Here is a 25212-nt window from a genome sequence, read left to right as displayed (position 1 = left end):
TGACCTAAATTGGTGCGTGTCCGGGAGGACGTGATGAATCTGGAAAGCAAATGGCTGGAGGACTTCAGTGCCTTGGCCGCCACCCGCAGTTTCTCCCAGGCCGCCGAGCGGCGCTTCGTGACGCAGCCCGCGTTCAGCCGGCGAATCCGCAGCCTGGAGGCGGCGTTGGGGCTGACCCTGGTCAACCGTTCACGCACGCCGGTGGAGCTGACGGCGGCAGGGCAATTGTTTCTGGTTACCGCACGCACCGTGGTCGAGCAACTGGGCGAAGTGCTGCGCCATCTACATCACCTGGAAGGCGGGCAGGGTGAAGTGATGCAGGTCGCTGCCGCGCACTCCCTGGCGCTCGGTTTCTTTCCGCGCTGGATCGCGCAGTTACGCAACGAAGGCCTGAACATCGCCACGCGGCTGGTGGCGACCAACGTCGGTGACGCGGTGCATGCGTTGCGCGAAGGCGGCTGCGATCTGATGCTGGCGTTCTACGACCCGGACGCCGCCATGCAGATGGACCCGGAAATCTTCCCTTCGTTGCACCTTGGCCACACCGAGATGCTGCCGGTCTGCGCAGCCGACGCCGACGGCAAACCGCTGTTCGATCTGGAAGGCGAAGGCAGCGTGCCGCTACTGGCGTACAGCGCCGGTGCGTTTCTCGGCCGTTCGGTGAACATGCTGCTTCGTCAACGGGCGCTACGCTTCACCACCATCTACGAAACCGCCATGGCCGACAGCCTGAAAAGCATGGCCCTGGAAGGCCTGGGCATCGCCTGGGTGCCGCAACTGAGTGTGCGTGCCGAGCTGGCGCGAGGTGAGCTGGTGGTCTGCGGCGGGCCGCAGTGGCATGTGCCGCTGGAGATTCGTCTGTACCGCTGTGCGCTGGTGCGCAAGGCCAACGTGCGGTTGTTGTGGCGCAAGCTGGAGGGTGGGGCGGCGGGCTCAAGTAGCTGAAGGAGAGTAAAGAGTGAAAGCCATTTCTGTTTTCACTCTTTGCCGTGATTCAAAGCGTCTCAAGCGTACTCTTCGAGATAATTACGGATGTTTTCCCTGTTTTTGTCGCTGAAGCGCTTGGCGTCCCCCCTGAGCGCGGAAAAACCTGTACCCGGCGCCATGATGGTTTCGTCCCACCAGCCGTTGTAATAAACCTCATAGTCCTCATGTGTTGCACCGAACATGTGACCCGCTTCATGGGCGGGAGTCTGGTTGCCGCGAATAGATGAAATTGCACAATAGCCCTTGGGGCTGGCAATTCCGGCAGTAGAGCTGTTGAGGTTGTCGCGTGTCAGCAGAAGGAACTTTCGAGTGTGATCGTCGTAGCTGCCATAGGTGTAGGTCATTTTTTGTTCCTCGACTTTTAGATACCAGTCATGAAGCGCTTGTTCAGGCGTATCAATTTTATAAGAGTGGTCACTAAGCGTTGGCGCATCTGAGGGAGGTATGAAGATGATCGCAAATGGCCGTCCGGATAGTGTTTCGAATTCCTCTGATAGCCAGTTGAAGTGGTTCTCATAAAGTTCATTGGTCTTGTAGTCAGAAAGGTCTTTGTGGATGAAAACAAGTAGCAACAATGGACGTGGCATTGAAGAGCCTCCAAGAGGCTTTGGCCTCAGCGGTTGATATGCCGAAGGAAGTGTTATTCAGAATCAATCGGCTTGATTGAGGTAGCGACGGATGTTCTCCTCGTTTGTTTTGCTGAAGCGGAACGCAATAGGTCCATCTGCAGTAGCGTACATGGTAGATTTAGCGGGGCCATAGTAAGTAGAGACACTTTCTTCGGCATCTTCATGGTTCGCATTGAACATATGACCAATCTCGTGAGCAGCGGTGACTTTATATGTAGTCGAAGCGACTCCTGCAATACCCGGGGCATAGGCAACTCCCAAGGTTTTATCGTTGATGTCGTCACGCGTTAATAGCAAAAATTTGTGAAGGTAGTCATCGGGCTGGAGTGACTCGACGTACTCCAGGATTTTATCCTGTAGTGTATTTAACAGATTGGCCAGGTCCTCGGTTTTATAGTCGAGGTTGCTTATAAATGGGGCGTCTGATGGGGGGACAAATGTGACGTCCATTGTACGGGCAGAAATCCGTGCAATTGTATCTGCTATCCAGTCAAAATGATCGAGGTAGAGCTTGTCTTCGTTGTAGCCGGTCAGGTCTTCATGGACGAAGACGGTCAACATGATTTGACGTTTTGGCATGGTAGTTCTCTTGAAAGTTTAAGTGGTGATGGCTTTTTTTGTTTTGCTGTTCGGTAATTGAGCTCCTTTCAAGGTGCGCTCAATATTGATAGGCATTCAGCTTTTGCTGGTTGGTATGTATGCCTGGATTTAAATAGGCTTGCGATGATTAAATTAGCGGTGCTGTGATGTATTTGCGAGTGAACGTTTATTTCTTTCTATTGCGCAGTGCTGACTATTATAAGGCGTGGGTTTAAGATCTTTTAGAAATGTGGAAAGTTGCGCGTTCGGCTGGCTGAATCGTCTTCTTCCAGAGGAGGTATGTCGGCTGACCTTTGAGTCAATAAATACGCCGCTTTGAGGTGAATGACAGATGGTCGCAACAGGGGCTGTTTATCTGCCTCATTGAGGTATACTGCGCGGCCTTCGGCCGGTTACGACCGGCCATAATTCGTACAATCAAGCCACGCATCCTGCGTGGCTTGTTGTTTTTTGACGCGCCTGCGGGCGCCCAGAGAGAAGAGGCACGACGATGAGTGCACTGGTTGGCGTGATCATGGGCTCCAAGTCCGATTGGTCCACCCTTAGCCACACCGCCGATATGCTGGAAAAGCTCGGCATCCCCTACGAGGTGAAAGTGGTTTCTGCCCACCGCACCCCGGACCTGCTGTTCCAGTACGCTGAAGAAGCCGAGGCGCGTGGCATCGAGGTGATCATCGCCGGTGCCGGTGGCGCGGCCCACTTGCCTGGCATGTGTGCGGCCAAGACCCACCTGCCGGTGCTGGGCGTACCCGTACAATCGGCAATGCTGTCAGGTGTTGATTCGCTGCTTTCCATTGTGCAGATGCCAGCAGGCATTCCGGTCGCCACCCTGGCCATCGGCAAGGCGGGCGCGATCAACGCAGCGCTGCTGTCAGCGAGTATCCTTGGCGCCAAGCACCCGCAGTTCCACGCGGTGCTGAAAACCTTCCGTGCTGAGCAGACAGACAGCGTCCTGGAAAATCCAGACCCACGCATCGCCTGAGGTTGTTGACGATGAAGATCGGTGTAATCGGTGGCGGCCAGTTGGGTCGCATGTTGGCGCTGGCGGGCACTCCGCTGGGCATGAACTTCGCTTTCCTGGACCCGGCGCCGGATGCTTGCGCAGCCGCTTTGGGCGAACACCTGCGGGCCGATTACGGCGATCAGGATCACCTGCGTCAGCTGGCCGATGAAGTCGATCTGGTGACCTTCGAGTTCGAAAGCGTGCCGGCCGAGACCGTGGCTTTCCTGTCGCAATTCGTCCCGGTCTATCCGAGTGCCGAAGCGCTGCGCATCGCCCGCGATCGCTGGTTCGAGAAGAGCATGTTCAAGGACCTGGGGATTCCTACCCCGGCGTTCGCCGACATTCAGTCTCAGGCTGATCTCGACGCCGCCGTGGCTTCCATCGGTCTGCCGGCGGTGCTGAAGACCCGTACCCTGGGTTATGACGGCAAGGGCCAGAAAGTCCTGCGCACCCCTGAAGATGTGGTTGGCACCTTTGCCGAACTGGGCAGCGTGGCCTGCCTGCTGGAAGGTTTCGTGCCGTTCACCGGTGAAGTTTCGCTGATCGCCGTGCGTGCCCGCGACGGTGAGACCCGGTTCTATCCGCTGGTGCACAACACCCACGAAAGCGGCATCCTCAAACTGTCCGTGGCCAGTACCGATCACCCGTTGCAAGCCTTGGCCGAAGACTACTCCAGCCGTGTGCTCAAGCAGCTGGATTACGTCGGCGTGATGGCGTTCGAGTTCTTTGAAGTCGACGGTGGCCTCAAGGCCAACGAAATTGCCCCCCGGGTGCACAACTCAGGGCACTGGACTACCGAAGGCGCCGAGTGCAGCCAATTCGAAAACCACTTGCGAGCCGTTGCCGGTCTGCCGTTGGGCTCGACCGCCAAGGTCGGCGAAAGCGCGATGCTCAACTTCATCGGCAAGGTGCCGGACACCGAGAAGGTCGTGGCCATCGCCGATTGCCATCTGCATCACTACGGCAAGGCCTTCAAGGTCGGCCGCAAGGTCGGTCACGCCAACCTGCGATGCGCGGATCGCGAAACGCTCACCGCGCAGATCCTCAAGGTCGAAGCGCTGATCGCCGAATAGTTTCATGTGGCTGCGGCGGAACCATTCAGGGGCCGCCGTTCTCTCATGGCAGGATGCCAAAGTCTGACTAGGCTTTGGCTAGGACTCAGCCAATTCAATCAGAGGGAAATGCCATGGGAATCATCGGAACCATCTTTATCGGCTTGATTGTCGGCCTGCTGGCGCGGTTTCTGAAACCGGGCGATGACAGCATGGGCTGGATCATGACCATCCTGCTCGGTATCGGCGGTTCGCTGGCGGCCACTTACGGCGGTCAAGCTCTGGGCATCTATCAGGCTGGCCAAGGCGCAGGCTTCATCGGTGCGCTGGTGGGCGCCGTTGTGTTGCTGGTGATCTACGGACTGGTCAAAAAGAACTGATCCAGGCGACAAGCCCTCTCCGCCAAACCGGCCGGGAGGGCTAGAATGCTCGGTGTTCCCTGTTCTTCCCTTTACCGAGCACCTTCATGCGCCGTCTTTTACTGACTCTTGTTTTACTGGGTTCGGGCTTTGCCCATGCCGGCGAATTGCCGGAAACCGATTGGCTCGAATTGATGCCCAAGTCGGACCAGAAGGCCCTCGAGGCCATGCCTGAAATCGACCACAACTCCCCTGAAGCCAACGGCACTTTCACCGACAAGGGTGGGATGAAGCAGGCCAAAGGCTTGCCGGCGGTTATGTACTCGACGAAGACCGTTGCGTCGATGAACGACAAGAACATCCGCATTGGCGGGTACCCCGTGCCGCTGGAGTCCGATGCCAAGGGCCGCAGTACGTTGTTCTTCCTGGTGCCGTATCCGGGCGCGTGCATCCATGTGCCACCGCCGCCGCCCAACCAGTTGGTGCTGGTGCGCTATCCAAAGGGCCTGAAGTTGAACGATATCTACACGCCGCTGTGGGTCACCGGCACGCTGAAAGTCGAAAAGGTCAGCAATGACCTGGCCGATGCGGCGTATGCGCTGGATGCGCAGAAGGTACGTGTGGTGGAAGAGTCGGATCTGTAAGGAGATCCAAATGTGGGAGCGAGCCTGCTCGCGATAGCGGCCTGACAGCCAACGATGATGTTGGATGTGGTGACCTCATCGCGAGCAATCTCGCTCCCACATTGGTTTTGTGGTGTTGCTTAGAGCGGCTTGCTACCGACGCTCACGCCCAGCATATGGCTGGCACCTGGTTTCAGGTTCACCACATCGCCCATCACGTTCGCCGTCTCGATGCATAGCATGCGCTGCCAGCCATCGTCGGCCATGTCGCTGAACGCGGCGGCGCGGTCGATCCACGGGTTCCAGATCACCGCCGTACGTGATCCGCTGCTGGTCAGTTCGATGCGTCGCTCCCAGGTCGGGTCGACGATGCTCAACAGTGGCGGGGCATCGAGATAGATGCGATCGGTCTCCCCAATAAAGCGCAGATCACCGAGTTGTTGCCTGGTTTTCCAGTCTTCCAGGGTTTCGATGTAGCTCAAGCCATCCACGCCTTCGACATGCACCTCACGCACATCGCTGACGGCAAAATAGCTGTGCAGCGCCTGGCTGATGCTGACGGTTTCAGCGCCCCGGTTGTGGCTGATCAGATGGATGTGCAATTGCTCGTCGAGGCGAATGCTCAGCGTCAGATCCACCTGGTGCGGCCAGCCGGGAAAGCCGCCTTCGGGGTAGGGCAGGAGGAATTCGACCTTCAGGCTTTCGCCTTCGGCTTCGATGCCGCCCAACTCCCAATCCATCGCTCGCACGAAGCCGTGAGCCGACGGCGCTTCATTGCTGGTGCGCATCGCCTGAACGCTTTGCGGGTTGCGCGCAAAGTTGCCGAACCATGGCCAGCACACCGGCACGCCGGCGCGAATGCTCTTGCCGGTCTTGAACACAGCCTCGTCGTTGAGCCAGATCAGCGGCGGCTGGCCGGCCAATTGATAGCTGAGGATGTGCGCGCCTTGCTGGGCCACCAGTAATTCGGCCTGACCGTGGCGGATGCGCCAGCAGTTCAGTTCATCCAGTTTTACGGCTTCAACATTGGGCATGCTCATGGGACAGCTCTCGATCAGTAACGTGGACGACTATCGACCGCAAAACGGCTACCAGGTTTAGAAGCTCTTTCAGCGAGCCCGGGGCGGAACCGAACGGGTGCGACCGCTGCCGTCGATGGCAACGAACACAAACACCGCTTCGGTCACTTTACGCCACTCGCTGGACAGTGGATCGTCGCTCCAGACCTCGACCATCATCTTGATCGAGCTGCGGCCGATTTCCAGGGCCTGGGTATAAAAGGAGAGCTGAGCGCCCACCGCCACCGGAACCAGAAACGCCATACGGTCGATTGCAACGGTGGCAACGCGCCCTCCGGCGACCTTGCTGGCCATCGCGGTGCCCGCCAAATCCATCTGCGCCACCAGCCAGCCGCCGAAAATATCGCCAAAGCCGTTGGTTTCGCGAGGAAGCGCGGTGATTTGCAGGGCCAGGTCGCCTTGCGGGATCGGATCTTCTTGTTCGAGCTCTATCATTCCGGGGGTGCCTCTGACCCGTGACTCTTCGTTGGTATTGCTGGTGGTAGCCGTCTTCGGGAAAAACGATTCAGCACCGAACATACTACGTTCGTCACGTTTTCCATCAGGCGCCTAAAGGGAAACTCTGCGAAATCGCCTATGAACCTGACAGGCGCTTTCGCACAGCAACCCCTCAAAAACCGGAGCAGGCTTTGAGTATATCGGTCGGTAGACTCCGCGACGACCGTCCGGTTCTCATTTTGACTGTCAAAAACGCACCTCTATGTGCTTTTTCGAACAATTTGCTATCGTGCCGGACCTGCCCAAACCTCAGCCAGCGTTGTTGAGGTTGCAGATCCGACTATAAGAGAAGCCCTTGCCATGACCACAGCGCCCTCGAGCATCGCGCAGCCAGACCAACCCGCACGTCCGCTGACCCGCAACGACTACAAGACTCTATCGCTGTCTGCCTTGGGCGGCGCGCTGGAGTTCTACGATTTCATCATCTTCGTGTTCTTCGCCACGGTGGTGGGCAAGCTGTTCTTCCCGGCGGACATGCCTGAGTGGCTACGCCTGATGCAGACCTTCGGTATCTTCGCCGCCGGCTACCTGGCGCGGCCGTTGGGCGGCATCGTGATGGCGCACTTCGGCGACCTGTTGGGTCGCAAGAAAATGTTCACCCTGAGTATTTTCATGATGGCGGTGCCGACCTTGATCATGGGTTTGCTGCCGACTTACGCGCAGATCGGCATGTGGGCGCCGATTCTGCTGTTGCTGATGCGGGTGATCCAGGGCGCGGCCATTGGTGGTGAAGTGCCGGGGGCATGGGTCTTCGTTTCCGAGCACGTTCCGCAGCGGCATGTCGGCTACGCCTGCGGCACCCTGACCAGTGGCCTCACGGCGGGCATCCTGCTCGGCTCGCTGGTTGCCACGGCGATCAACAGCCTCTATACCCCGGTGGAAGTTGCGGATTACGCCTGGCGGATTCCGTTCCTGCTCGGAGGCGTGTTCGGTCTGTTCTCGGTGTACCTGCGTCGCTGGCTGCACGAAACTCCGGTGTTTGCCGAACTGCAACAGCGCAAGGCCCTGGCCGAAGAAGTGCCGTTGCGTGCGGTGCTGCGTGACCATCGTGGCGCGATTGCCATTTCGATGCTGCTGACCTGGTTGCTGTCGGCCGCCATCGTGGTGCTGATCCTGATGACCCCGACAGTGTTGCAGACGGTCTATCACTTCTCGCCAACCACGTCCCTGCAGGCCAACAGCGTGGCGATCGTGTTCCTGAGTTTTGGATGCATCATTGCCGGCGCACTGGCCGACCGCTTCGGTGCGGGACGAGTCTTCGTGATCGGCTGTACCGCGCTGCTTGCCAGCTCCTGGACCTTCTATCACAGCCTGGCCGATCATCCCGACTGGTTGTTCCCGATGTATGCCCTGACCGGTCTGCTGGTCGGCACCATCGGTGCGGTGCCGTATGTGATGGTCAAGGCCTTCCCGCCGGTGGTGCGTTTCAGCGGCCTGTCGTTCTCCTACAACGTCGCCTACGCGATTTTCGGTGGCCTGACGCCGATGATCGTCAGCCTGTTGCTCAAGGAGAGTGCGATGGGGCCTGCTTATTATGTGGCGGTGCTGTGTGGGGTCGGGATTCTGGTGGGGGCATATCTCTGGAAGAAGGGTCGTTAATCTCGACTTTTTACATCGTCTATAAAGGCCACATCGCTAGCAGGCTAGCTCCCACATTGGAATGCGTTTCAACTGTGGGAGCTAGCCTGCTAGCGACTGAGGGCGCCGTGAATCATCCAGTAAAAACCCGAATACTGGCCTTTCATCCAATTGTCATATTTCAGCCATAGAGTGTTCACACGGCCTGCTGATACTTGGCCCCGAATAACACACCCTATCTGCTAGGAGTAAGGCATGAAACTGAAGCGTTTGATGGCGGCAATGACTTTTGTCGCTGCTGGCGTTGCGACTGCCAACGCGGTTGCCGCTGTTGACCCTGCTATCCCGAGCTACACCAAGACCACTGGTGTGTCGGGCAACCTGTCCAGCGTCGGCTCCGATACCCTGGCCAACCTCATGACCCTCTGGGCTGAGAACTACAAAAAAGAATACCCGAACGTAAACATCCAGATTCAGGCCGCTGGCTCCGCCACTGCGCCACCTGCGCTGACTGAAGGCACCTCCAACCTGGGCCCGATGAGCCGCAAGATGAAGGACACCGAACTGGCTGCCTTCGAGCAGAAGTACGGCTACAAGCCAACCGCTATCCCGGTTGCAGTGGACGCCCTGGCGGTATTCGTACACAAGGACAACCCGATCCAGCACCTGACCATGGAGCAAGTTGACGCGATCTTCTCGTCCACTCGTCTGTGCGGCGCTAAAACCGAAGTCAAGACCTGGGGTGACCTGGGCGTGACCGGCGACCTGGCCAACAAGCCGGTTCAACTGTTCGGTCGTAACTCGGTATCCGGCACCTACGGCTACTTCAAGGAAGAAGCCCTGTGCAAAGGCGACTACAAGCCTAACGTGAACGAGCAGCCAGGTTCGGCTTCGGTCGTGCAGTCGATCAGCTCCTCGCTGAACGGTATCGGTTACTCGGGCATCGGTTACAAGACCGCTAGCGTGAAAACCGTTGCCCTGGCCAAGAAAGGCAGCCAGGACTTCGTCGAAGACACTGAAGAAAACGCCCTGAACGGCAAGTACCCGCTGTCCCGCTTCCTGTACGTGTACGTCAACAAGGCCCCGAACAAGCCTCTGGCCCCGCTGGAAGCCGAGTTCGTGAAACTGGTTCTGTCGAAACAGGGTCAGGAAGTCGTAGTGAAAGACGGTTACATCCCACTGCCAGCCAAAGTAGCTGCCAAAGCTCTGGCTGATCTGGGTCTGGCGGAAGGCGGCGCTGAAGTCGCAAAAAAGTAACAAATTGAGTCTAGAGTGACCCCTCTGGACTCACATGGGGGCGGCAGGAGCCGCCCCCATACACCTCTAATTCTGTATCCGCTGCTGGTTACCCCAGGCGGCGGATTTGTTGCGTCACTGCATTGTCATCTTTCTGTCATACAGGATCGCTAGGGTGTGCGCATGAATGATCTGGCCAATTCCAACATGACTACTAATCCCCCCAAGCGAATTGATTTCAATACGCCTGAGCTACAACGCAAGCGCCGCATTCGCGCGCTCAAAGATCGCCTGACCCGCTGGTACGTCCTCGTTGGCGGCCTCGCTGTTCTGGGCGCGATCACCTTGATCTTCTTCTTCCTTGCCTACGTCGTCGCGCCCCTGTTCCAGGGTGCCAGCCTGACGTCCAGGGACGCCATCACGCCAGCCTGGATGCAAGACGCCGGCAAGCCGCTGATGATCTCCCTGGAAGAGCAGAACCAGGTTGCGATGCGGGTTTCCGACAAGGGCCAGGCATTGTTCTTCGACATCGACAGTGGCGCTGAATTGAAGCGCGTCGATCTGTCGATCCCGGCCGGCACCACCGTGACCTCCATCGGAGAAGACCAGCCAGGTCACCCGCTGGTGGCGGTGGGCCTGTCCAACGGCCAGGCGCTGGTGTTCCGTCACACCTATAAAGTCAGTTACCCGGAGGGCAAGAAAACCATCACCCCTGCCGTCGAGTACCCGTATGGCGAAGCGCCAATCGCCCTGAACGAAGCCGGCGGTGCGCTTGAGCATGTCAGTCTCAACGCCAACGATTCGACCCTGATGCTGGTCGGCTCCACCGGTTCGCAACTCAATGTCCTGTCGCTGACCAGCGAAGAGAACATGATGACCGGCGAAGTCACCAACGAGCAGAAGCGCATCGAACTGCCGCAAATGACCGAGCCGGTGAAGAACATCTTCGTCGACCCGCGTCAGCAGTGGCTTTACGTGGTCAACGGGCGTGCCCAGGCCGACGTATTCAGCCTGCGCGACAAGAGCCTCAACGGTCGCTACAAACTGCTTGAAGACGGTGAAGCGCAAGTCACCGCCAGCACCCAACTTGTGGGCGGTATCTCGCTGATCATCGGTGACTCCAAAGGTGGCCTGGCCCAGTGGTTCATGGCCCGCGATCCGGATGGCGAACAACGCCTGAAGCAGATCCGCACCTTCCAGATGGGCACCACGCCTATCGTTGAAATCACTGCCGAAGAACGCCGCAAGGGCTTCATTGCCCTCGACGCTTCCGGCCAGCTCGGCGTGTTCCACAGCACCGCCCACCGCACCTTGCTGGTGGAGCCGGTCGCTGAAGGCCAGGGCATTTTCGGGCTGTCGCCTCGTGCCAACCGCGTGATCGTGGAGGCCGGCGGCAAGTTGCACCCGTTGCTGCTCGATAACCCGCACCCGGAAGTCTCGTGGAGCGCGCTGTGGAGCAAGGTCTGGTACGAGAACTACGACGAGCCTAAATACGTCTGGCAATCGACCGCCGCCAACACTGACTTCGAACCCAAGCTAAGCCTGTCGCCGCTGACCTTCGGTACCCTGAAAGCCGCGTTCTACGCCATGCTGCTAGCCGCTCCACTGGCCGTCGCCGCTGCGATCTACACCGCGTACTTCATGGCCCCAGGCATGCGCCGCAAGGTCAAGCCGGTGATCGAGTTGATGGAAGCGATGCCGACGGTAATCCTCGGTTTCTTCGCCGGCCTGTTCCTCGCGCCGTATGTGGAAGGGCATTTGCCGGGCATCTTCAGCCTGCTGATGTTGCTGCCGATCGGCATCCTGGTCGCCGGTTTCACTTTCAGCCGCCTGCCTGAGTCGATCCGCCTGAAAGTCCCGGATGGCTGGGAAAGTGCGCTGCTGATTCCAGTGATCCTGTTTGTGGGTTGGCTGTCGCTGTACATGAGCCCGTTCATGGAGAACTGGTTCTTCGGCGGCGACATGCGCATGTGGATTTCCCACGACCTGGGCATCACCTACGACCAGCGCAACGCCCTGGTAGTCGGTTTGGCCATGGGCTTCGCGGTCATCCCGAACATCTACTCCATCGCCGAAGACGCCGTGTTCAGTGTGCCTCGCGGCCTGACCCTGGGCTCCCTGGCCCTTGGTGCCACGCCATGGCAGACCATGACTCGCGTGGTGATCCTCACCGCGAGCCCGGGCATCTTCTCGGCGCTGATGATCGGCATGGGTCGTGCGGTCGGTGAAACCATGATCGTGTTGATGGCCACCGGTAACACCCCGGTCATGGAAATGAACCTGTTCGAAGGCCTGCGCACCCTGGCAGCCAACGTTGCAGTGGAAATGCCCGAATCGGAAGTCGGCGGCAGCCACTACCGCGTGCTGTTCCTCTCGGCGTTGGTACTGCTGTTGTTCACCTTCGTCATGAACACCCTCGCAGAACTGATTCGTCAGCGTCTGCGCAAGAAATACTCGTCGCTTTAAGCAAAGGTAGAAGTCTGTGAAACAGAACTCCTTGAAAGGATGGTTCAAGAGCGGCGCCCCCGGCGTCTGGATCAGCGGTGGCGCGGTGTCCATCGCGGTCATCATGACCATTGGCCTGCTGGCAGTGATTGCCGTGCGCGGCCTGGGTCACTTCTGGCCGGCGGATCTGGTGCATGCCAGTTACGACGTACCGGGCCAGGCCAATCACCTGGTGATCGGCGAAATCGTACAGAAGGAAGAAGTGCCACGTGCCCGTCTGAAGAGCGCCGGCCTGCCGGTGCCTGACGAAGGCCCGGAGTTCATGACCCGCGAGCTGATCAAGGTCGGCAACCGTGACCTGAACGGCAATGACTTCACCTGGATCGTCGGCGAGTGGCTGACCAAGCAGACGACGCCGCCTGAGCTGATGGCCATCGAGCGCCGTGAGTGGGGCAACTTCTACGGTTACCTGGTCAACGTCAAACAGGATGGCAAGGTTGTCGCTGAAGGCGAAGCCGCATGGCCTGAGTTGCAGGCCCGTGTCGACCGTGTCAACAAGCTGGCTGCACAGCTCAAGAACCTGGAAAAGACCGACATCGGCGCGATCAATGCCGGTCTCGAGCGCATCCGTTTGCACAGTCGCAAACTGGAGCTGGATGGCAAGCTCGACGCCACTGCACAAGCAGACATGGAATCGGAGCGCGCCGAACTCAATGCTCGTTATCAGGAAGTTGAAGCGCGCCTGAGCGATCTTCATGCGCAGTTCAACCGCGACAGCCTGACCGCCCGCGATGCGAACGGTAAGGAAGTTGAGATCGGCATCGGCAAAGTGGTTCACGCCTATCAGCCGAACGCCATGAGCACGACCACCAAGATCGGTTTCTACTTCAGCAAGGTCTGGGAGTTCCTGAGCGACGACCCGCGTGAAGCGAACACCGAAGGCGGGATCTTCCCGGCCATCTTCGGCACCGTGATGATGACCCTGATCATGGCGATGATCGTGACCCCGTTCGGCGTGCTGGCGGCGGTGTACCTGCGTGAATACGCCAAGCAGAACGCGCTGACCCGGGTGATCCGCATCGCGGTGAACAACCTGGCGGGCGTTCCGGCCATTGTTTACGGCGTGTTCGGCCTGGGTTTCTTCGTCTACGTGCTGGGTGGCTCGCTCGACCGTCTGTTCTTCCCGGAAGCACTGCCGGCACCGACCTTCGGTACACCGGGTCTGCTCTGGGCTTCGCTGACCCTGGCGCTGCTGGCGGTGCCGGTGGTGATCGTGGCCACTGAAGAAGGCCTGGCGCGGATTCCTCGCACCGTGCGTGAAGGCTCGTTGGCCCTCGGCGCGACCAAGGCTGAAACCTTGTGGAAGATCGTGCTGCCGATGGCCAGCCCGGCGATGATGACCGGCATGATCCTCGCCGTGGCCCGCGCCGCGGGTGAAGTGGCGCCGCTGATGTTGGTGGGTGTAGTGAAACTGGCGCCGTCGCTGCCGGTGGACGGTAACTACCCGTACCTGCACCTGGACCAGAAGATCATGCACCTGGGCTTCCACATCTATGACGTCGGCTTCCAGAGCCCGAACGTCGAAGCCGCACGACCGCTGGTGTACGCCACGGCGCTGCTGCTGGTGCTGGTGATCGCGACATTGAACCTGTCGGCGGTGTACATCCGTAACCACCTGCGCGAGAAGTACAAGGCGCTGGATAGCTAATTGGTCGGCGCGGACCTTGTGGGAGCGAGCCCGCTCGCGAAGAAGGTACATCCGACACATTTTCTGTGTCTGAACGACCATCGCGAGCAAGCTCGCTCCTACAGTAAGAATTGTGTAACCGCAGGCCAAGGCCAGCGGAAAACGAACCGAATTTGTTAGCACAGGGAGCCTCCCATGCAGCACGAAGCACATACCCACGGCATCAACATGTCGGCCCTGGGTCGCGACAAACAGAGCCTGAATCTCGAACAGGAAACCGTAGCCATCGAAGTGCCGGGCCTGAGCCTGTTCTACGGCGATAAACAAGCGCTGTTCGACGTCAGCATGAACATCCCGAAACAGCGCGTGACCGCCTTCATCGGCCCGTCCGGCTGTGGCAAGTCGACGCTGTTGCGTACCTTCAACCGCATGAACGACCTGGTTGACGGGTGCCGTGTTGAAGGCGAGATCAACCTGTACGGCAACAACATCTACCGCAAGGGCGAAGACGTGGCCGAGCTGCGTCGTCGCGTCGGCATGGTGTTCCAGAAGCCCAACCCGTTCCCGAAAACCATCTACGAAAACGTGGTCTACGGCCTGCGCATCCAGGGCATCAACAAGAAGCGCGTGCTCGACGAAGCCGTTGAGTGGGCGTTGAAAGGCGCGGCGCTGTGGGACGAGGTCAAGGACCGTCTGCACGAGTCGGCACTGGGCCTGTCCGGTGGTCAGCAGCAGCGTCTGGTGATCGCCCGCACCATCGCCGTTGAGCCGGAAGTACTGCTGCTCGACGAACCGTGCTCGGCACTCGACCCGATCTCCACCCTGAAAGTCGAAGAGCTGATCTACGAACTGAAATCCAAGTTCACCATCGTCATCGTGACCCACAACATGCAACAGGCCGCGCGGGTTTCCGACTACACGGCGTTCATGTACATGGGCAAACTGGTGGAGTTCGGCGACACCGACACCCTGTTCACCAATCCGGCGAAGAAGCAGACCGAAGACTACATCACGGGTCGGTACGGCTAGTTGAGGCCGCCGCGAGCTACAAGCTGCAAGCGGCAAGAAAGAACCGGTGCGATTCCAGGACTTGTACATAACTGCTTGAAGCTTGCAGCTTGAAGCTTGCAACTTTCGCGGAGCGAAAAAGATGATTAGTAAAGAAGGCCTTACCCACCACATTTCCGCGCAATTCAACGCCGAGCTCGAGGAAGTGCGCAGTCACCTCCTGGCCATGGGCGGGCTGGTGGAGAAGCAGGTCAACGACGCGGTGACCGCGCTGATCGAGGCCGACTCCGGCCTGGCCCAGCAGGTGCGCGAGATCGACGACCAGATCAACCAGATGGAACGCAACATTGACGAAGAATGCCTGCGCATTCTGGCCCGTCGTCAACCGGCAGCGTCCGACCTGCGCCTGATCATCAGCATTTCCAAGTCAGTGATCGACCTGGAGCGCATCGGTGACGAAGCGACCAAGATCGCCCGTCGCGCTATCCAGCTGTGCGAAGAAGGCGAAGCGCCGCGCGGTTACGTCGAAGTGCGCCATATCGGTGACCAGGTACGCAACATGGTTCGCGACGCACTGGATGCCTTTGCCCGTTTCGACGCCGAACTGGCCTTGTCGGTGGCGCAGTACGACAAGATCATCGACCGCGAATACAAGACCGCGCTGCGTGAGCTGGCCACCTACATGATGGAAGATCCGCGTTCCATTTCGCGGGTTCTGAGCATTATCTGGGTGCTGCGTTCGCTGGAGCGTATCGGCGACCACGCGCGCAATATCTCGGAGCTGGTGATCTATCTGGTACGCGGCACCGACGTGCGGCACCTGGGTCTTAAGCGCATGAAGGAAGAAGTCGAAGGAACAACCGGCGAAAGCGCTAATGTTCCGGGCAAAACTGACGATAAGTAAGGTTGCCCAAGTAAAGCGCCCGGCCTTTTGGCCGGGCGTTTTTGTTTGCGCTTCACGAATTCGAAAAGCAGCACCCCGCGAACGAAAAGTCCGGCGTGACTGAAAGGTTTTTGGCAATGTGCCATCAGCAAGGCGGTATGCTGGCCGGGATTTTTAAAAGGGGTTTTGGATGAGTAAGGTCAGTGTGTTGGTCGTGGACGACGCGTCGTTCATTCGTGACCTGGTGAAAAAGTGCCTGCGCAATTATTTCCCGGGCATGCGGATCGAAGATGCGATCAACGGCAGAAAGGCCCAGGCCATGCTGGCCAAGGAAGCCTTCGACCTGGTCCTGTGCGACTGGGAAATGCCGGAAATGTCCGGCCTGGAACTGTTGACCTGGTGCCGCGAGCAAGACAGCCTCAAGGCCATGCCTTTCGTGATGGTGACCAGCCGTGGTGACAAGGAGAACGTTGTCCAGGCGATCCAGGCCGGTGTTTCCGGTTACGTCAGCAAGCCGTTCACCAACGAACAATTGATCACCAAGGTCAAGCAGGCGCTGCACAAGGTCGGCAAACTCGACGCCTTGATCAACGTGGCCGCGACCAAGACCAGCCCTGCATTCGCTAACGACTCCCTCGCCGCCCTGACTGGTGGCAAGGCGCCCGTCGTCACGCCAACGGCCGCACCCGCACCGTCCAAAGGCTTGCTCAGCAGCCCGCCGGTCAAGGCGCCTGCGGCCTCTTCGGCACCCACCAGTGGCCGTGGCCAGGGTCAACTGCGTTTGCCGAACGGTATCGCACAATGCGTGATCAAGGCCTTGAGCCTCAAGGAAGCCCTGTTGGTGGTCAAGCGTACCGAGACCCTGCCGCAGATCCTCGACAGCGCCGTGCTGGATCTGGAGCAGGGCGATAACGCCGAGATCGCCCGCCTCAACGGTTACCTGCACGCCGTCGTGGCCCACGAACCGAAGCCCGACAGCGACTGGCTGCAGCTGACCTTCCGCTTTGTCGACCAGGATGCGCAGAAGCTCGATTACATTTCGCGCCTGATTGCGCGGGGTACGGCGCAGAAGCACTTCATTCCTGGCGCTTGAGGCGCGTCGCCTGACAGTCCGCTTTCGCGAGCAGGCTCGCTCCCACATTGGAATGCGTTTCCTTGTGGGAGCGAGCCTGCTCGCGAAGGGGTCATCACTGATACCGCACATCTGCTGAACACCTTTTCTGAAACATCTGCCGACTACCCGGGTCCATTGCAGCTGCTAGGCTCAATCCCAGATCTCACTCGACAGAATCCTTGCTCATGTTCACGCGCCTGATGCTTTTATGTGGCCTGCTCATGGTCGCCACTTCGGCCATGGCCATGACCATCTACAAATCCAAAGATGCCTATGGCGTGGTTTCCTACAGCGACCGCCCCAGCAAAGGCGCCCATGTGTTCGTTTTTCGCGATGGCATGGTCGAGCACCTTGAGCGTCAGGTGCGCCTCGTCATCATGAAGAAGAACGGCGTGCACAGCGTGTACGTACGCAATGACCTGTATGCGCCGGTAGAAGTCGAATTGAGTTTTGCCGGGGTGAAGAACGCCAACGGTGTGCCGGGAGGGACGATTCGGCGCGTGATACCGCTGCGCAGCAGCGTTCGCCTGGCGCAGCTTACGGCGACTAAAGGTGGAAGGCCCCTCGCGTATGTTCCAAAGTTCAAATACTCCCTGGGCGACCCCTCAGGGCCCACGGTGGGCTATCGGTATCCGTTGCCCTGGCGTGGCGGGCCGTTCCGGATCAGTCAGGGCGCCAATGGCCCCTACAGCCACTTCGGGCCCAAGAGCCGTTACGCCATAGACATCGCGATGCCTGAGGGCACACCGATCATTGCCGCGCGAGGCGGGGTGGTGGTGAAAACCGAAAACAGGCAGAGCGGACGCGGCACCGATGCATCCGGTAATTTCGTACGGGTGCTACACGATGACGGGACCATGAGTGTTTACCTGCACCTGAAGAAAGGCTCGGTCTGCGTTCGGGAAGGTCAGCGGGTAACGGTCGGCAGTGCGTTGGCGTTGTCCGGCAACACCGGCAACAGCACCGGGCCGCATTTGCACTTCGTGGTGCAGCGCAATACCGGGCTGGGACTGGTGTCGATTCCATACCAGTTCAACCAGCCGGTCAGCGCGCTGCCCAACTTTGCGTTGGGTAAGCAGTGAGGCGTTGTCTGGTCTGACGCCATCGCGGGCAAGCCCGCTCCCACTGTTGAAATGCATTCCAGTGTGGGAGCGAGCTTGCTCGCGATGGTATCGACTCGAATCCGGATATCTCGATCAGTCCAGCATCAACACCTTGGCCAGGACGATCTTCGGCCCTTTCATCTTCTTGATGATGATCCGCAGGCCTTCGACTTCCAGCACTTCTTCCTCTTCGGGAACGCGCTTGAGGCTCTCGTAGACCAGCCCGGCAAGGGTTTCGGCTTCGACGTGGTCGAGGTCGATGCCCAGCAGTCGTTCAACCTTGAACAGCGGCGTATCGCCCCGCACCAGCAGCTTGCCCGGCTGATACGCGAGGATCCCGCGCTCGGCCTTGCGGTGTTCGTCCTGGATGTCGCCCACCAGCACTTCCAGCACGTCTTCCATGGTCAGGTAGCCGATGATGTTGCCATCGGCCTCTTCGACCACGGCGAAGTGCGAGCCGCCCTTGCGGAACTGTTCCAGCAACTGCGACAGCGGCATGTGCCGCGACACGCGCTCCAGCGGGCGAGTCAGTTCGGCCAGGTTGAACGACTCGGGAATGTGGTCCAGCGCCGCCAGTTCCAACAGCAGATCCTTGATGTGCAGCAGGCCGACGAACTCCTGACGTTCGCTGTCGTACACCGGGTAGCGGCTGAACTTGTGGCGACGAAACATTGCCAGGATCTGCTTGAGTGGCGCATTGAACTCCAGTGTCACCAGGTCTTCGCGGGAGTTGGCCCAGTCGACCACTTCCAGTTCACCCATTTCCACCGCCGAGGCCAGCACGCGCATGCCTTGGTCACTCGGGTCCTGGCCACGGCTGGAGTGCAGGATCAGCTTCAGTTCTTCACGGCTGTAGTGGTGCTCGTGATGCGGGCCGGGCTCACCTTGGCCTGCGATGCGCAGGATCTGGTTGGCGCTGGCGTTGAGCAGGTAGATGGCCGGGTACATGGCCCAGTAGAACAGGTACAGCGGCACGGCGGTCCACAGCGACAGCAACTCGGGTTTGCGGATCGCCCAGGATTTGGGAGCCAGTTCGCCGACCACGATGTGGAGGTAGGAAATGATGAAGAACGCGGTGAAGAATGAAACAGCCTTGACCACTTCAGCGGAATCTACGCCCACGGCACTCAGTACAGGCGCCAGAAGGTGCGCAAACGCAGGTTCACCGACCCAGCCCAGGCCCAGGGAGGCGAGGGTGATACCGAGCTGACAGGCCGAGAGATAGGCATCGAGCTGACTGTGCACGGTACGCAGGATGTGCCCGCGCCAGCCGTTTTTGTCAGCGATGGCCTCGACCCGGGTCGAGCGCAGCTTGACCATGGCAAATTCCGCCGCAACGAAAAATCCGTTGAGCAAAACCAGGATCAGAGCAAAAAGAATCATGCCGAAGTCGGCGAAAATGGTAGCGAGGGTCAAACCAGGGGAAGGGTCCATGATGGAGTTTTGCGGGTTCCGTATATTCGAGAGGGAAGTAAAAAACCGCGCCTGAAAGGCAGGCGCAAGTCAGCAAATGTAGCGGCTGACTGGCCAGTTGCCTAGTGGCGCGTGCTGACCGGTATCAGTCAGCGGTGCTGATAACCCGGGATTTGGTGACCTGGGCCGGGGCAAAGTGGCAGGTGAAGGTGCTGCCGTGGCCCGGTACGCTGCTGATTTCCATCCGTGCCCGATGTCGTAACAGGACGTGTTTGACGATCGCCAGCCCCAAGCCGGTGCCCCCGGTGTTGGAGTTGCGGCTGGAGTCGACGCGATAGAAACGTTCGGTCAGGCGCGGCAGGTGTTTGGCATCGATGCCGATCCCGGAATCCTGCACGCTCAGGTGCGCCCCCTGGTCATCGCTCCACCAGCGAATGCGGATATTGCCTTCGGCCGGGGTGTATTTCACCGCGTTGAACACCAGGTTGGAAAACGCGCTGCGCAACTCCGCTTCGCTGCCCTTGAGCAGAATCGTCGGATCGGCTTCCAGGGTGATTTTCTGGTTTTTCTGACCGGACAACTGCTGCGCGTCGCTCTTGATCGATTGCAGCAAGCCGTCGATCGGCACTGGCTGGTTGTCCGACGGATAATCGGTGGCTTCCAGCTTGGCCAGCAACAACAGATCATTGAGCAGGGTCTGCATGCGTCCGCCTTGTTGCTGCATCTGCTGCAAGGCACGGCCCCAGCGCGGGTTCACTTCGTCGACGTTGTCGAGCAAGGTTTCCAGGTAACCGCAGATCACCGTCAACGGCGTGCGCAGTTCATGGGAAACGTTGGCGATGAAGTCTTTGCGCATTTGCTCAAGCTGATGGATGCGCGTCACATCGCGCACCAGCATCAAGTGTTCGTTGTTGCCATAACGGGTGATGTATAGCTGGATGCGCACGCGGTCGTTGGTCGGCGAAGGAATTTCCAGCGGCTCGGCGTAGCTGTCCTGCTCGAAGTATTCCTTGAAGCGCGGATGGCGCACCAGGTTGGTCACCGGTTGACCGCTGTCCTGCGGGGTCTTGAGGCCCAGCAGGGTTTCGGCGGCGCGGTTCCACCATTCCAGGTTGCCATCGGTGTCGAGCATGATCACTGCGTCTTTCAGCGCCGCGGTGGATTCCTGAACCCGGTCGATCACCGCTTGCAGGCGCCCACGTACTCGTTGGTCACGGCGTTGCAAGTGGTAGATGCTGTCGAACACCTCGCCCCACAGGCCATAGCCGTCGGGTGGTGCTTCATCGGGTTTGTGCAGGCGCAACCACTCGTGCAGACGCAGCAATTGCTTGAGGGTCCAGGCCAGGTAAAGACCCAGGCCCGCGGCGAGGCTCCAGCCGTAATAGCCGGTGATCAGGCCGATCACCAGGCAGGCGGTGACCAGTAGCAGCATGTGGCGAATCAGGGTGCCATGCCAGTTTTGGTTCACTTGACGCGCGTCCTTGTCAGCTTGTCGGGCGGTGAAGGTCCGGGTCAGGCTTTGGTAGAAAAGCGGTAACCGGTGCCGCGCACGGTTTGTACCAGATTTTCGTAAGCATCGCCGAGGGCTTTGCGCAGGCGCCGAATGTGCACGTCAACAGTACGCTCTTCGACGTAGACGTTGCCGCCCCAGACCTGATCCAGCAACTGGCCACGCGTGTAGGCGCGCTCCTGGTGGGTCATGAAGAATTGCAGCAGGCGGTATTCGGTCGGGCCCATCTCGGCGGGACGGCCGTCGATGGTCACGCGGTGGCTGATCGGGTCCAGCAGCAGGCCGCCGACTTCGATTGGCGCTTCGCCATCGCTCGGACCGGCACGGCGCAGAACGGCCTTCAGGCGTGCGACCAGCTCGCGGGGGGAAAACGGCTTGGTGATGTAGTCGTCGGCGCCGACTTCCAGACCCTGGATCTTGTTGTCCTCTTCACCCTTGGCGGTGAGCATGATGATCGGGATGTCCCCGGTCAGTTCATCACGCTTGAGGCGACGGGCCAGCTCGATGCCGGAAGTGCCGGGCAACATCCAGTCGAGCAGGATCAGGTCTGGTTTGCGGTCGACGATAATGGCGTGGGCCTGCTGGGAGTTTTCAGCCTCCAGGCAGTCATAGCCGGCCATTTCCAACGCAACGGCGATCATTTCGCGAATAGGCGCTTCGTCGTCGACGATCAGAATGCTCCTGCCAACCATGCCGTTATTCCTCTTGTCATTTAACTGTCTTGCGCCGCATTAGATAACGGAATTATTGCAGTCGTGTGACAGTATTTTAGTCGACCGGCGATTGGCTGGATCCTGGGCTAAGCTTTAAGTCCGAATCCTGACAACCACAAAAGGAAGGTTTCCATGAACTACATTGCTCAATCCTGGAAGGCTTTGCTGGTCACTGCTGCGTTAACGCTGCCGACACTGGCCTTTGCTGCCGACCCGGCGATGATGAAAGACGGCATGATGGTCGATCACAAGGGCATGACTGTGTACACGTTCGACAAGGACACGGGCGGCAAGTCGATGTGCAACGGCGACTGCGCCAAATACTGGCCGCCAATGATGGCGCCGGCGGGTGCCAAGGCCGAAGGTAAATGGACAGTCATCAAGCGTGACGATGGCAAGATGCAATGGGCCTATGACGGCAAGCCGCTGTACTACTACGAGGACGACAAAAAACCTGGAGACATGACGGGTGACAAGAAGAAAGACGTCTGGCACGTTGTTCGCGAGCATATGTAATACCGCAAAAAGATCGCAGCCTTAGGGTACAGCTACCCAGGGCTGCGATCTTTTTATCGGTCAACGCAACGCGTAATCCAGCACAATCCCGATGAAAATCGCCAATCCCGCCCAGTGATTGTGCAAAAACGCCTTGAAGCAACGCATCCGGTCTTTGCCGCGGGTGTACCAGAATTCCCAGGCAAAGCAGCCCGCCGCCACCAGTAATCCGAGGTGGAACCAGCCACCAAGGTCGAACTTCGACCCCGCCAGCAGCAGGCAGCCCAGTGCCAGCCCTTGCAGGGTCAGGATGATCACCCGGTCTGCGTCGCCGAACAGGATTGCCGTGGATTTCACGCCGATCTTCAGGTCGTCATCGCGGTCGGTCATCGCGTAATACGTGTCGTAACCCACGGTCCACATCAGGTTGGCGATCCACAGCAACCACGCGACAGCCGGCAATTCACCGGTTTCCGCAGTGAACGCCATCGGCATCCCCCACGAAAATGCGGCGCCCAGCACCACTTGCGGGTAATAGGTGTAGCGCTTCATGAACGGGTAACTGAATGCCAGCGCCAGACCGCCAAACGACAGCCATATGGTCGCGGCATTGGTGCACAGCACCAGCAGGAAACTCACGCCCATCAGCAATGCGAAGAACACCAGCGCCTCTTTGGAGCTGATCTTGCCGCTCACCAGCGGTCGCTGCTCGGTACGCTTCACATGACCATCGACCTTGCGGTCCGCCCAGTCGTTGATCACGCAGCCGCCGGCGCGGGTCAGCACCACGCCGAGGACGAAAATCACAATGTTGGCCAGGGACGGCGAACCCTTGCCGGCAATCCACAGCGCCCACAGCGTTGGCCAGAGCAGCAGGTAAATGCCGATCGGCTTGTCCATGCGGGTCAGCTGAATGAAATCCCAGGCCCGAGGGTTCAAGCGGTTCAAGGACTTGAGCAGGCTCTGGTACATCAACGGTTCTCCGATTGGGCGCAGGCGGCGTCCCACAGGGAAGGCAGGAAAATTTCGGCCACCAGCACGCTCAGCGCACCGCGATCAAAGCGCGAACGGCGGCCCCACAGCCCAGGCGATTGCACTTCGGCGGGCAGCCACGCTTGAGGATAATGGCAAACCTCGATGGCCCGGCGCTGGAAGGCCTGATCGCAAAACAGCAATTCGCCCAGCGAGCGGCTGCCCAGTTCGTCCATGTGCAAGCCGTCGCCTTGCAAGGCACTGCGTGACGCCACGCTGCGCGCAAATACCCACGCCTGGCCATGACCGCGCAAATACACCTCGCGCACCCAGCCCTCACTGCCATCGGCCAGGTCCAGTGCGGCGCATTCGTCGGCACGCAGGGGCTGCCAGCCTTCGAACATCGGCGAGACGCTGAAGGCGTCATTCGACAGATGAATCAGACGTCTGGTCAGCGAGCCTTCATCGAATAGCCAGTCGAGGGTGGTGGCATCGGGGAGGGGCGTCAGTTCGCTGCGCGAGAGCCAGAGAGGAGCTGGAGAGGGGGATTCTGTGTGATGCACAATGAGTCATTATTGGCAGCAAATGAGGCGGCGAGCTTAACATGTCAGCCGCCGATATCGATTGAAATGGCCTGCCGTTGCGCCGAACAGGCTTGCATCCGACGGCCCCGATCAGTACAAAACGCGCTGAGTTGGACGGCAGTGCTGCAACCATCGACCGTCCGGCCGGCAAAACGCCTGAACCCTGAGGAAGTACCTGATGAAAAAGTGGCAATGTATTGTCTGCGGCCTGATCTACAACGAAGCCGACGGTTGGCCGGATGACGGCATTGCGCCGGGCACCCGTTGGGAAGACGTCCCGGCAGACTGGCTGTGCCCGGACTGCGGTGTGGGCAAAATGGATTTTGAAATGATCGAAATCGCTGCCTGAATAGTTGAGGAGTAAGGAATGAACGCACCTGTCGTCATCATTGGCACCGGCCTGGCGGGCTATAACGTGGCCCGCGAGTTTCGCAAACTCGATAGCGAAACCCCGCTGCTGTTGATTACCGCCGATGACGGGCGCTCCTACTCCAAGCCGATGCTCTCCACTGGCTTTGGCAAAAACAAGGATGCCGACGGCCTGAGCATGGCCGAACCCGGCGCCATGGCCGAACAGCTCAAGGCCGAAATACGCACCCACACGCGCATCAGCGGCATCGACCCGGGCCACAAGCGCCTGTGGATCGGTGAAGAAGCGGTGATCTACCGCGACCTGATCCTGGCCTGGGGCGCCGAAACCGTGCGGGTGCCCATTGAAGGCGATGCGGCGGACTGCGTATTCCCGATCAACGACCTGGAAGACTACGCACGCTTCCGTGCGGCGGCGACCGGCAAGCGCCGCGTGCTGCTGCTCGGCGCCGGCCTGATCGGCTGCGAGTTTGCCAACGACCTGACCCTGGGCGGCTACGAAGTGCAGCTGGTTGCGCCGTGCGAACAAGTCATGCCGACCCTGCTGCACCCGGCGGCCGCCGCTGCGGTGCAGGCAGGCCTCGAAAGCCTCGGCGCGCGCTTCCATCTCGGCCCGGTACTCAACCGCCTGCAACGCGTGGCTGACGGCCTGGAAGCGCACCTGTCCGATGGCCAGGTGATCCCGTGCGACGTGGTGGTCTCAGCCATTGGCCTGCGCCCGCGCGTCGACCTGGCGGCAGCGGCCGGTTTGCAGGTCAGCCGCGGCATCATGGTCGATCGGCACCTGAAGACCTCCCACGCCAACATCTACGCCCTGGGCGACTGCGCCGAGGTCGACGGGCTGAACCTGCTGTACGTGATGCCCCTGATGAGCTGTGCGAGGGCGCTGGCGCAAACCCTGGCCGGCAACCCGACCGCCGTCACCTATGGCCCGATGCCGATCACCGTCAAAACCCCGGTCTGCCCGCTGGTGGTGTCCCCGCCGCCACGGGGCGCTGAGGGCCTCTGGACGGTCGAAGGGCAGGGCGCCGACATCAAGGTTTTATGTCGCGATGCCGCCGGCAAGCTGCTCGGTTACGCCCTCACCGGTGCCGCCGTGATGGAAAAACTGGCCCTGAACAAAGAGCTTCCGGCCCTGTTGGCATAAATACCGGTCGTTCTGTCGGAATCACCCCCCTTTTGCCCTAACAATGGCCGCGCCGATACTGGCGCGGGGCCTCACTGCGTGCCATCCTCACTCCCGTCTGCCGCAGAGTAGAGCATCTGCGGCGC

At 59.6% G+C, this 25212-nt stretch carries 25 protein-coding genes; 16 read left to right on the top strand and 9 right to left on the bottom strand.

Annotation, left to right across the window (positions count from 1 at the left end; genetic code table 11):
- Positions 1-33 precede the first annotated feature (33 nt).
- Positions 34-945: a LysR substrate-binding domain-containing protein gene (locus AC3ITA_RS28440; protein ID WP_095943430.1), complete on the top strand. Its 912-nt coding sequence runs from the start codon at positions 34-36 to the stop codon at positions 943-945.
- A gap of 59 nt (positions 946-1004) precedes the next feature.
- Here the strand turns inward: AC3ITA_RS28440 and AC3ITA_RS28435 are convergent, their stop codons facing one another.
- Together AC3ITA_RS28435 and AC3ITA_RS28430 are read right to left on the bottom strand one after the other, a co-directional pair.
- On the bottom strand, positions 1005-1574 hold the full coding sequence (locus AC3ITA_RS28435) for a zinc metalloprotease (RefSeq protein WP_095943429.1): 570 nt from the start codon (positions 1572-1574) through the stop codon (positions 1005-1007).
- A gap of 63 nt (positions 1575-1637) precedes the next feature.
- Positions 1638-2195 (bottom strand): reprolysin-like metallopeptidase, encoded by a 558-nt coding sequence (locus AC3ITA_RS28430; RefSeq protein ID WP_095943428.1) that lies wholly within the window; start codon positions 2193-2195, stop codon positions 1638-1640.
- Positions 2196-2706: 511 nt separating this feature from the next.
- Here AC3ITA_RS28430 and purE point away from each other — a divergent pair.
- From purE to AC3ITA_RS28410, 4 genes are all read left to right on the top strand, one after another.
- Complete coding sequence (gene purE / locus AC3ITA_RS28425) at positions 2707-3198, top strand: 5-(carboxyamino)imidazole ribonucleotide mutase (protein ID WP_007971731.1); 492 nt, start codon at positions 2707-2709, stop codon at positions 3196-3198.
- An 11-nt stretch (positions 3199-3209) separates the two neighbouring features.
- Positions 3210-4292: a 5-(carboxyamino)imidazole ribonucleotide synthase gene (locus AC3ITA_RS28420; RefSeq protein WP_414929669.1), complete on the top strand. Its 1083-nt coding sequence runs from the start codon at positions 3210-3212 to the stop codon at positions 4290-4292.
- Between the two features lie 113 nt (positions 4293-4405).
- Positions 4406-4651: a GlsB/YeaQ/YmgE family stress response membrane protein gene (locus AC3ITA_RS28415; RefSeq protein WP_007928514.1), complete on the top strand. Its 246-nt coding sequence runs from the start codon at positions 4406-4408 to the stop codon at positions 4649-4651.
- 86 nt (positions 4652-4737) lie between these two features.
- Positions 4738-5274, top strand: a complete 537-nt coding sequence (locus AC3ITA_RS28410) for a DUF3299 domain-containing protein (protein ID WP_489278987.1) — start codon at positions 4738-4740, stop codon at positions 5272-5274.
- 119 nt (positions 5275-5393) lie between these two features.
- Here AC3ITA_RS28410 and AC3ITA_RS28405 read toward each other — a convergent pair whose 3' ends face one another.
- Together AC3ITA_RS28405 and AC3ITA_RS28400 are read right to left on the bottom strand one after the other, a co-directional pair.
- Positions 5394-6293 (bottom strand): D-hexose-6-phosphate mutarotase, encoded by a 900-nt coding sequence (locus tag AC3ITA_RS28405; protein WP_150671923.1) that lies wholly within the window; start codon positions 6291-6293, stop codon positions 5394-5396.
- Between the two features lie 69 nt (positions 6294-6362).
- A complete protein-coding gene (locus tag AC3ITA_RS28400; protein WP_007942704.1) occupies positions 6363-6767 on the bottom strand; it encodes an acyl-CoA thioesterase in 405 nt (134 codons plus the stop codon).
- Positions 6768-7130: 363 nt separating this feature from the next.
- Here AC3ITA_RS28400 and AC3ITA_RS28395 point away from each other — a divergent pair, with 363 nt between their 5' ends.
- The 8 genes from AC3ITA_RS28395 (at position 7131) to AC3ITA_RS28360 (ending at position 17863) form a co-directional block, all read left to right on the top strand.
- A complete protein-coding gene (locus AC3ITA_RS28395) occupies positions 7131-8429 on the top strand; it encodes an MFS transporter (RefSeq protein ID WP_056726831.1) in 1299 nt (432 codons plus the stop codon).
- A 234-nt stretch (positions 8430-8663) separates the two neighbouring features.
- On the top strand, positions 8664-9665 hold the full coding sequence (locus tag AC3ITA_RS28390) for a phosphate ABC transporter substrate-binding protein PstS (protein ID WP_095943424.1): 1002 nt from the start codon (positions 8664-8666) through the stop codon (positions 9663-9665).
- A gap of 411 nt (positions 9666-10076) precedes the next feature.
- Entirely contained in the window at positions 10077-12110 is a 2034-nt protein-coding gene (locus tag AC3ITA_RS28385; protein WP_191628367.1) for an ABC transporter permease subunit, read from the top strand.
- A 16-nt stretch (positions 12111-12126) separates the two neighbouring features.
- Positions 12127-13797 carry a phosphate ABC transporter permease PstA gene (pstA, locus tag AC3ITA_RS28380; protein ID WP_095943422.1) on the top strand — a complete coding sequence of 557 codons (1671 nt, stop codon included), beginning with the start codon at positions 12127-12129 and terminating at the stop codon, positions 13795-13797.
- Positions 13798-13971: 174 nt separating this feature from the next.
- Positions 13972-14805, top strand: a complete 834-nt coding sequence (pstB, locus tag AC3ITA_RS28375; protein ID WP_095943421.1) for a phosphate ABC transporter ATP-binding protein PstB — start codon at positions 13972-13974, stop codon at positions 14803-14805.
- Between the two features lie 121 nt (positions 14806-14926).
- A complete protein-coding gene (gene phoU, locus AC3ITA_RS28370; RefSeq protein WP_057712724.1) occupies positions 14927-15688 on the top strand; it encodes a phosphate signaling complex protein PhoU in 762 nt (253 codons plus the stop codon).
- Between the two features lie 169 nt (positions 15689-15857).
- Complete coding sequence (locus AC3ITA_RS28365; RefSeq protein WP_150671925.1) at positions 15858-16760, top strand: response regulator; 903 nt, start codon at positions 15858-15860, stop codon at positions 16758-16760.
- A gap of 206 nt (positions 16761-16966) precedes the next feature.
- The gene (locus AC3ITA_RS28360; RefSeq protein WP_095943419.1) at positions 16967-17863 is read left to right on the top strand and encodes a peptidoglycan DD-metalloendopeptidase family protein; all 897 of its coding nucleotides are present in this window, start codon (positions 16967-16969) and stop codon (positions 17861-17863) included.
- A 114-nt stretch (positions 17864-17977) separates the two neighbouring features.
- Here the strand turns inward: AC3ITA_RS28360 and AC3ITA_RS28355 are convergent, their stop codons facing one another.
- The 3 genes from AC3ITA_RS28355 to phoB form a co-directional block, all read right to left on the bottom strand.
- Positions 17978-19318: a hemolysin family protein gene (locus AC3ITA_RS28355; protein ID WP_095943418.1), complete on the bottom strand. Its 1341-nt coding sequence runs from the start codon at positions 19316-19318 to the stop codon at positions 17978-17980.
- Between the two features lie 124 nt (positions 19319-19442).
- Entirely contained in the window at positions 19443-20729 is a 1287-nt protein-coding gene (phoR, locus tag AC3ITA_RS28350) for a phosphate regulon sensor histidine kinase PhoR (protein WP_256589043.1), read from the bottom strand.
- Between the two features lie 80 nt (positions 20730-20809).
- Positions 20810-21499, bottom strand: a complete 690-nt coding sequence (gene phoB, locus AC3ITA_RS28345) for a phosphate regulon transcriptional regulator PhoB (protein WP_095943416.1) — start codon at positions 21497-21499, stop codon at positions 20810-20812.
- Positions 21500-21652: 153 nt separating this feature from the next.
- Between phoB and AC3ITA_RS28340 the strand changes: the two genes are divergently transcribed.
- A complete protein-coding gene (locus AC3ITA_RS28340; protein ID WP_489278984.1) occupies positions 21653-22036 on the top strand; it encodes a COG4315 family predicted lipoprotein in 384 nt (127 codons plus the stop codon).
- 60 nt (positions 22037-22096) lie between these two features.
- On the opposite strand, the gene ubiA is transcribed toward AC3ITA_RS28340, so the two are convergent.
- Entirely contained in the window at positions 22097-22987 is an 891-nt protein-coding gene (gene ubiA, locus AC3ITA_RS28335; RefSeq protein ID WP_095943414.1) for a 4-hydroxybenzoate octaprenyltransferase, read from the bottom strand.
- The gene (locus AC3ITA_RS28330; protein WP_095943413.1) at positions 22987-23550 is read right to left on the bottom strand and encodes a chorismate--pyruvate lyase family protein; all 564 of its coding nucleotides are present in this window, start codon (positions 23548-23550) and stop codon (positions 22987-22989) included. Before AC3ITA_RS28330 ends, ubiA begins: the two co-directional genes overlap by 1 nt.
- 199 nt (positions 23551-23749) lie before the next feature.
- Between AC3ITA_RS28330 and AC3ITA_RS28325 the strand changes: the two genes are divergently transcribed.
- Together AC3ITA_RS28325 and AC3ITA_RS28320 are read left to right on the top strand one after the other, a co-directional pair.
- A complete protein-coding gene (locus AC3ITA_RS28325; RefSeq protein ID WP_007995385.1) occupies positions 23750-23920 on the top strand; it encodes a rubredoxin in 171 nt (56 codons plus the stop codon).
- A gap of 18 nt (positions 23921-23938) precedes the next feature.
- Positions 23939-25087 (top strand): NAD(P)/FAD-dependent oxidoreductase, encoded by a 1149-nt coding sequence (locus tag AC3ITA_RS28320; RefSeq protein ID WP_489278982.1) that lies wholly within the window; start codon positions 23939-23941, stop codon positions 25085-25087.
- Positions 25088-25212 lie beyond the last annotated feature (125 nt).

Source organism: Pseudomonas sp. GL_090 (assembly GCF_057837765.1).
This window is presented reverse-complemented; position numbering and strand designations above follow the sequence as displayed.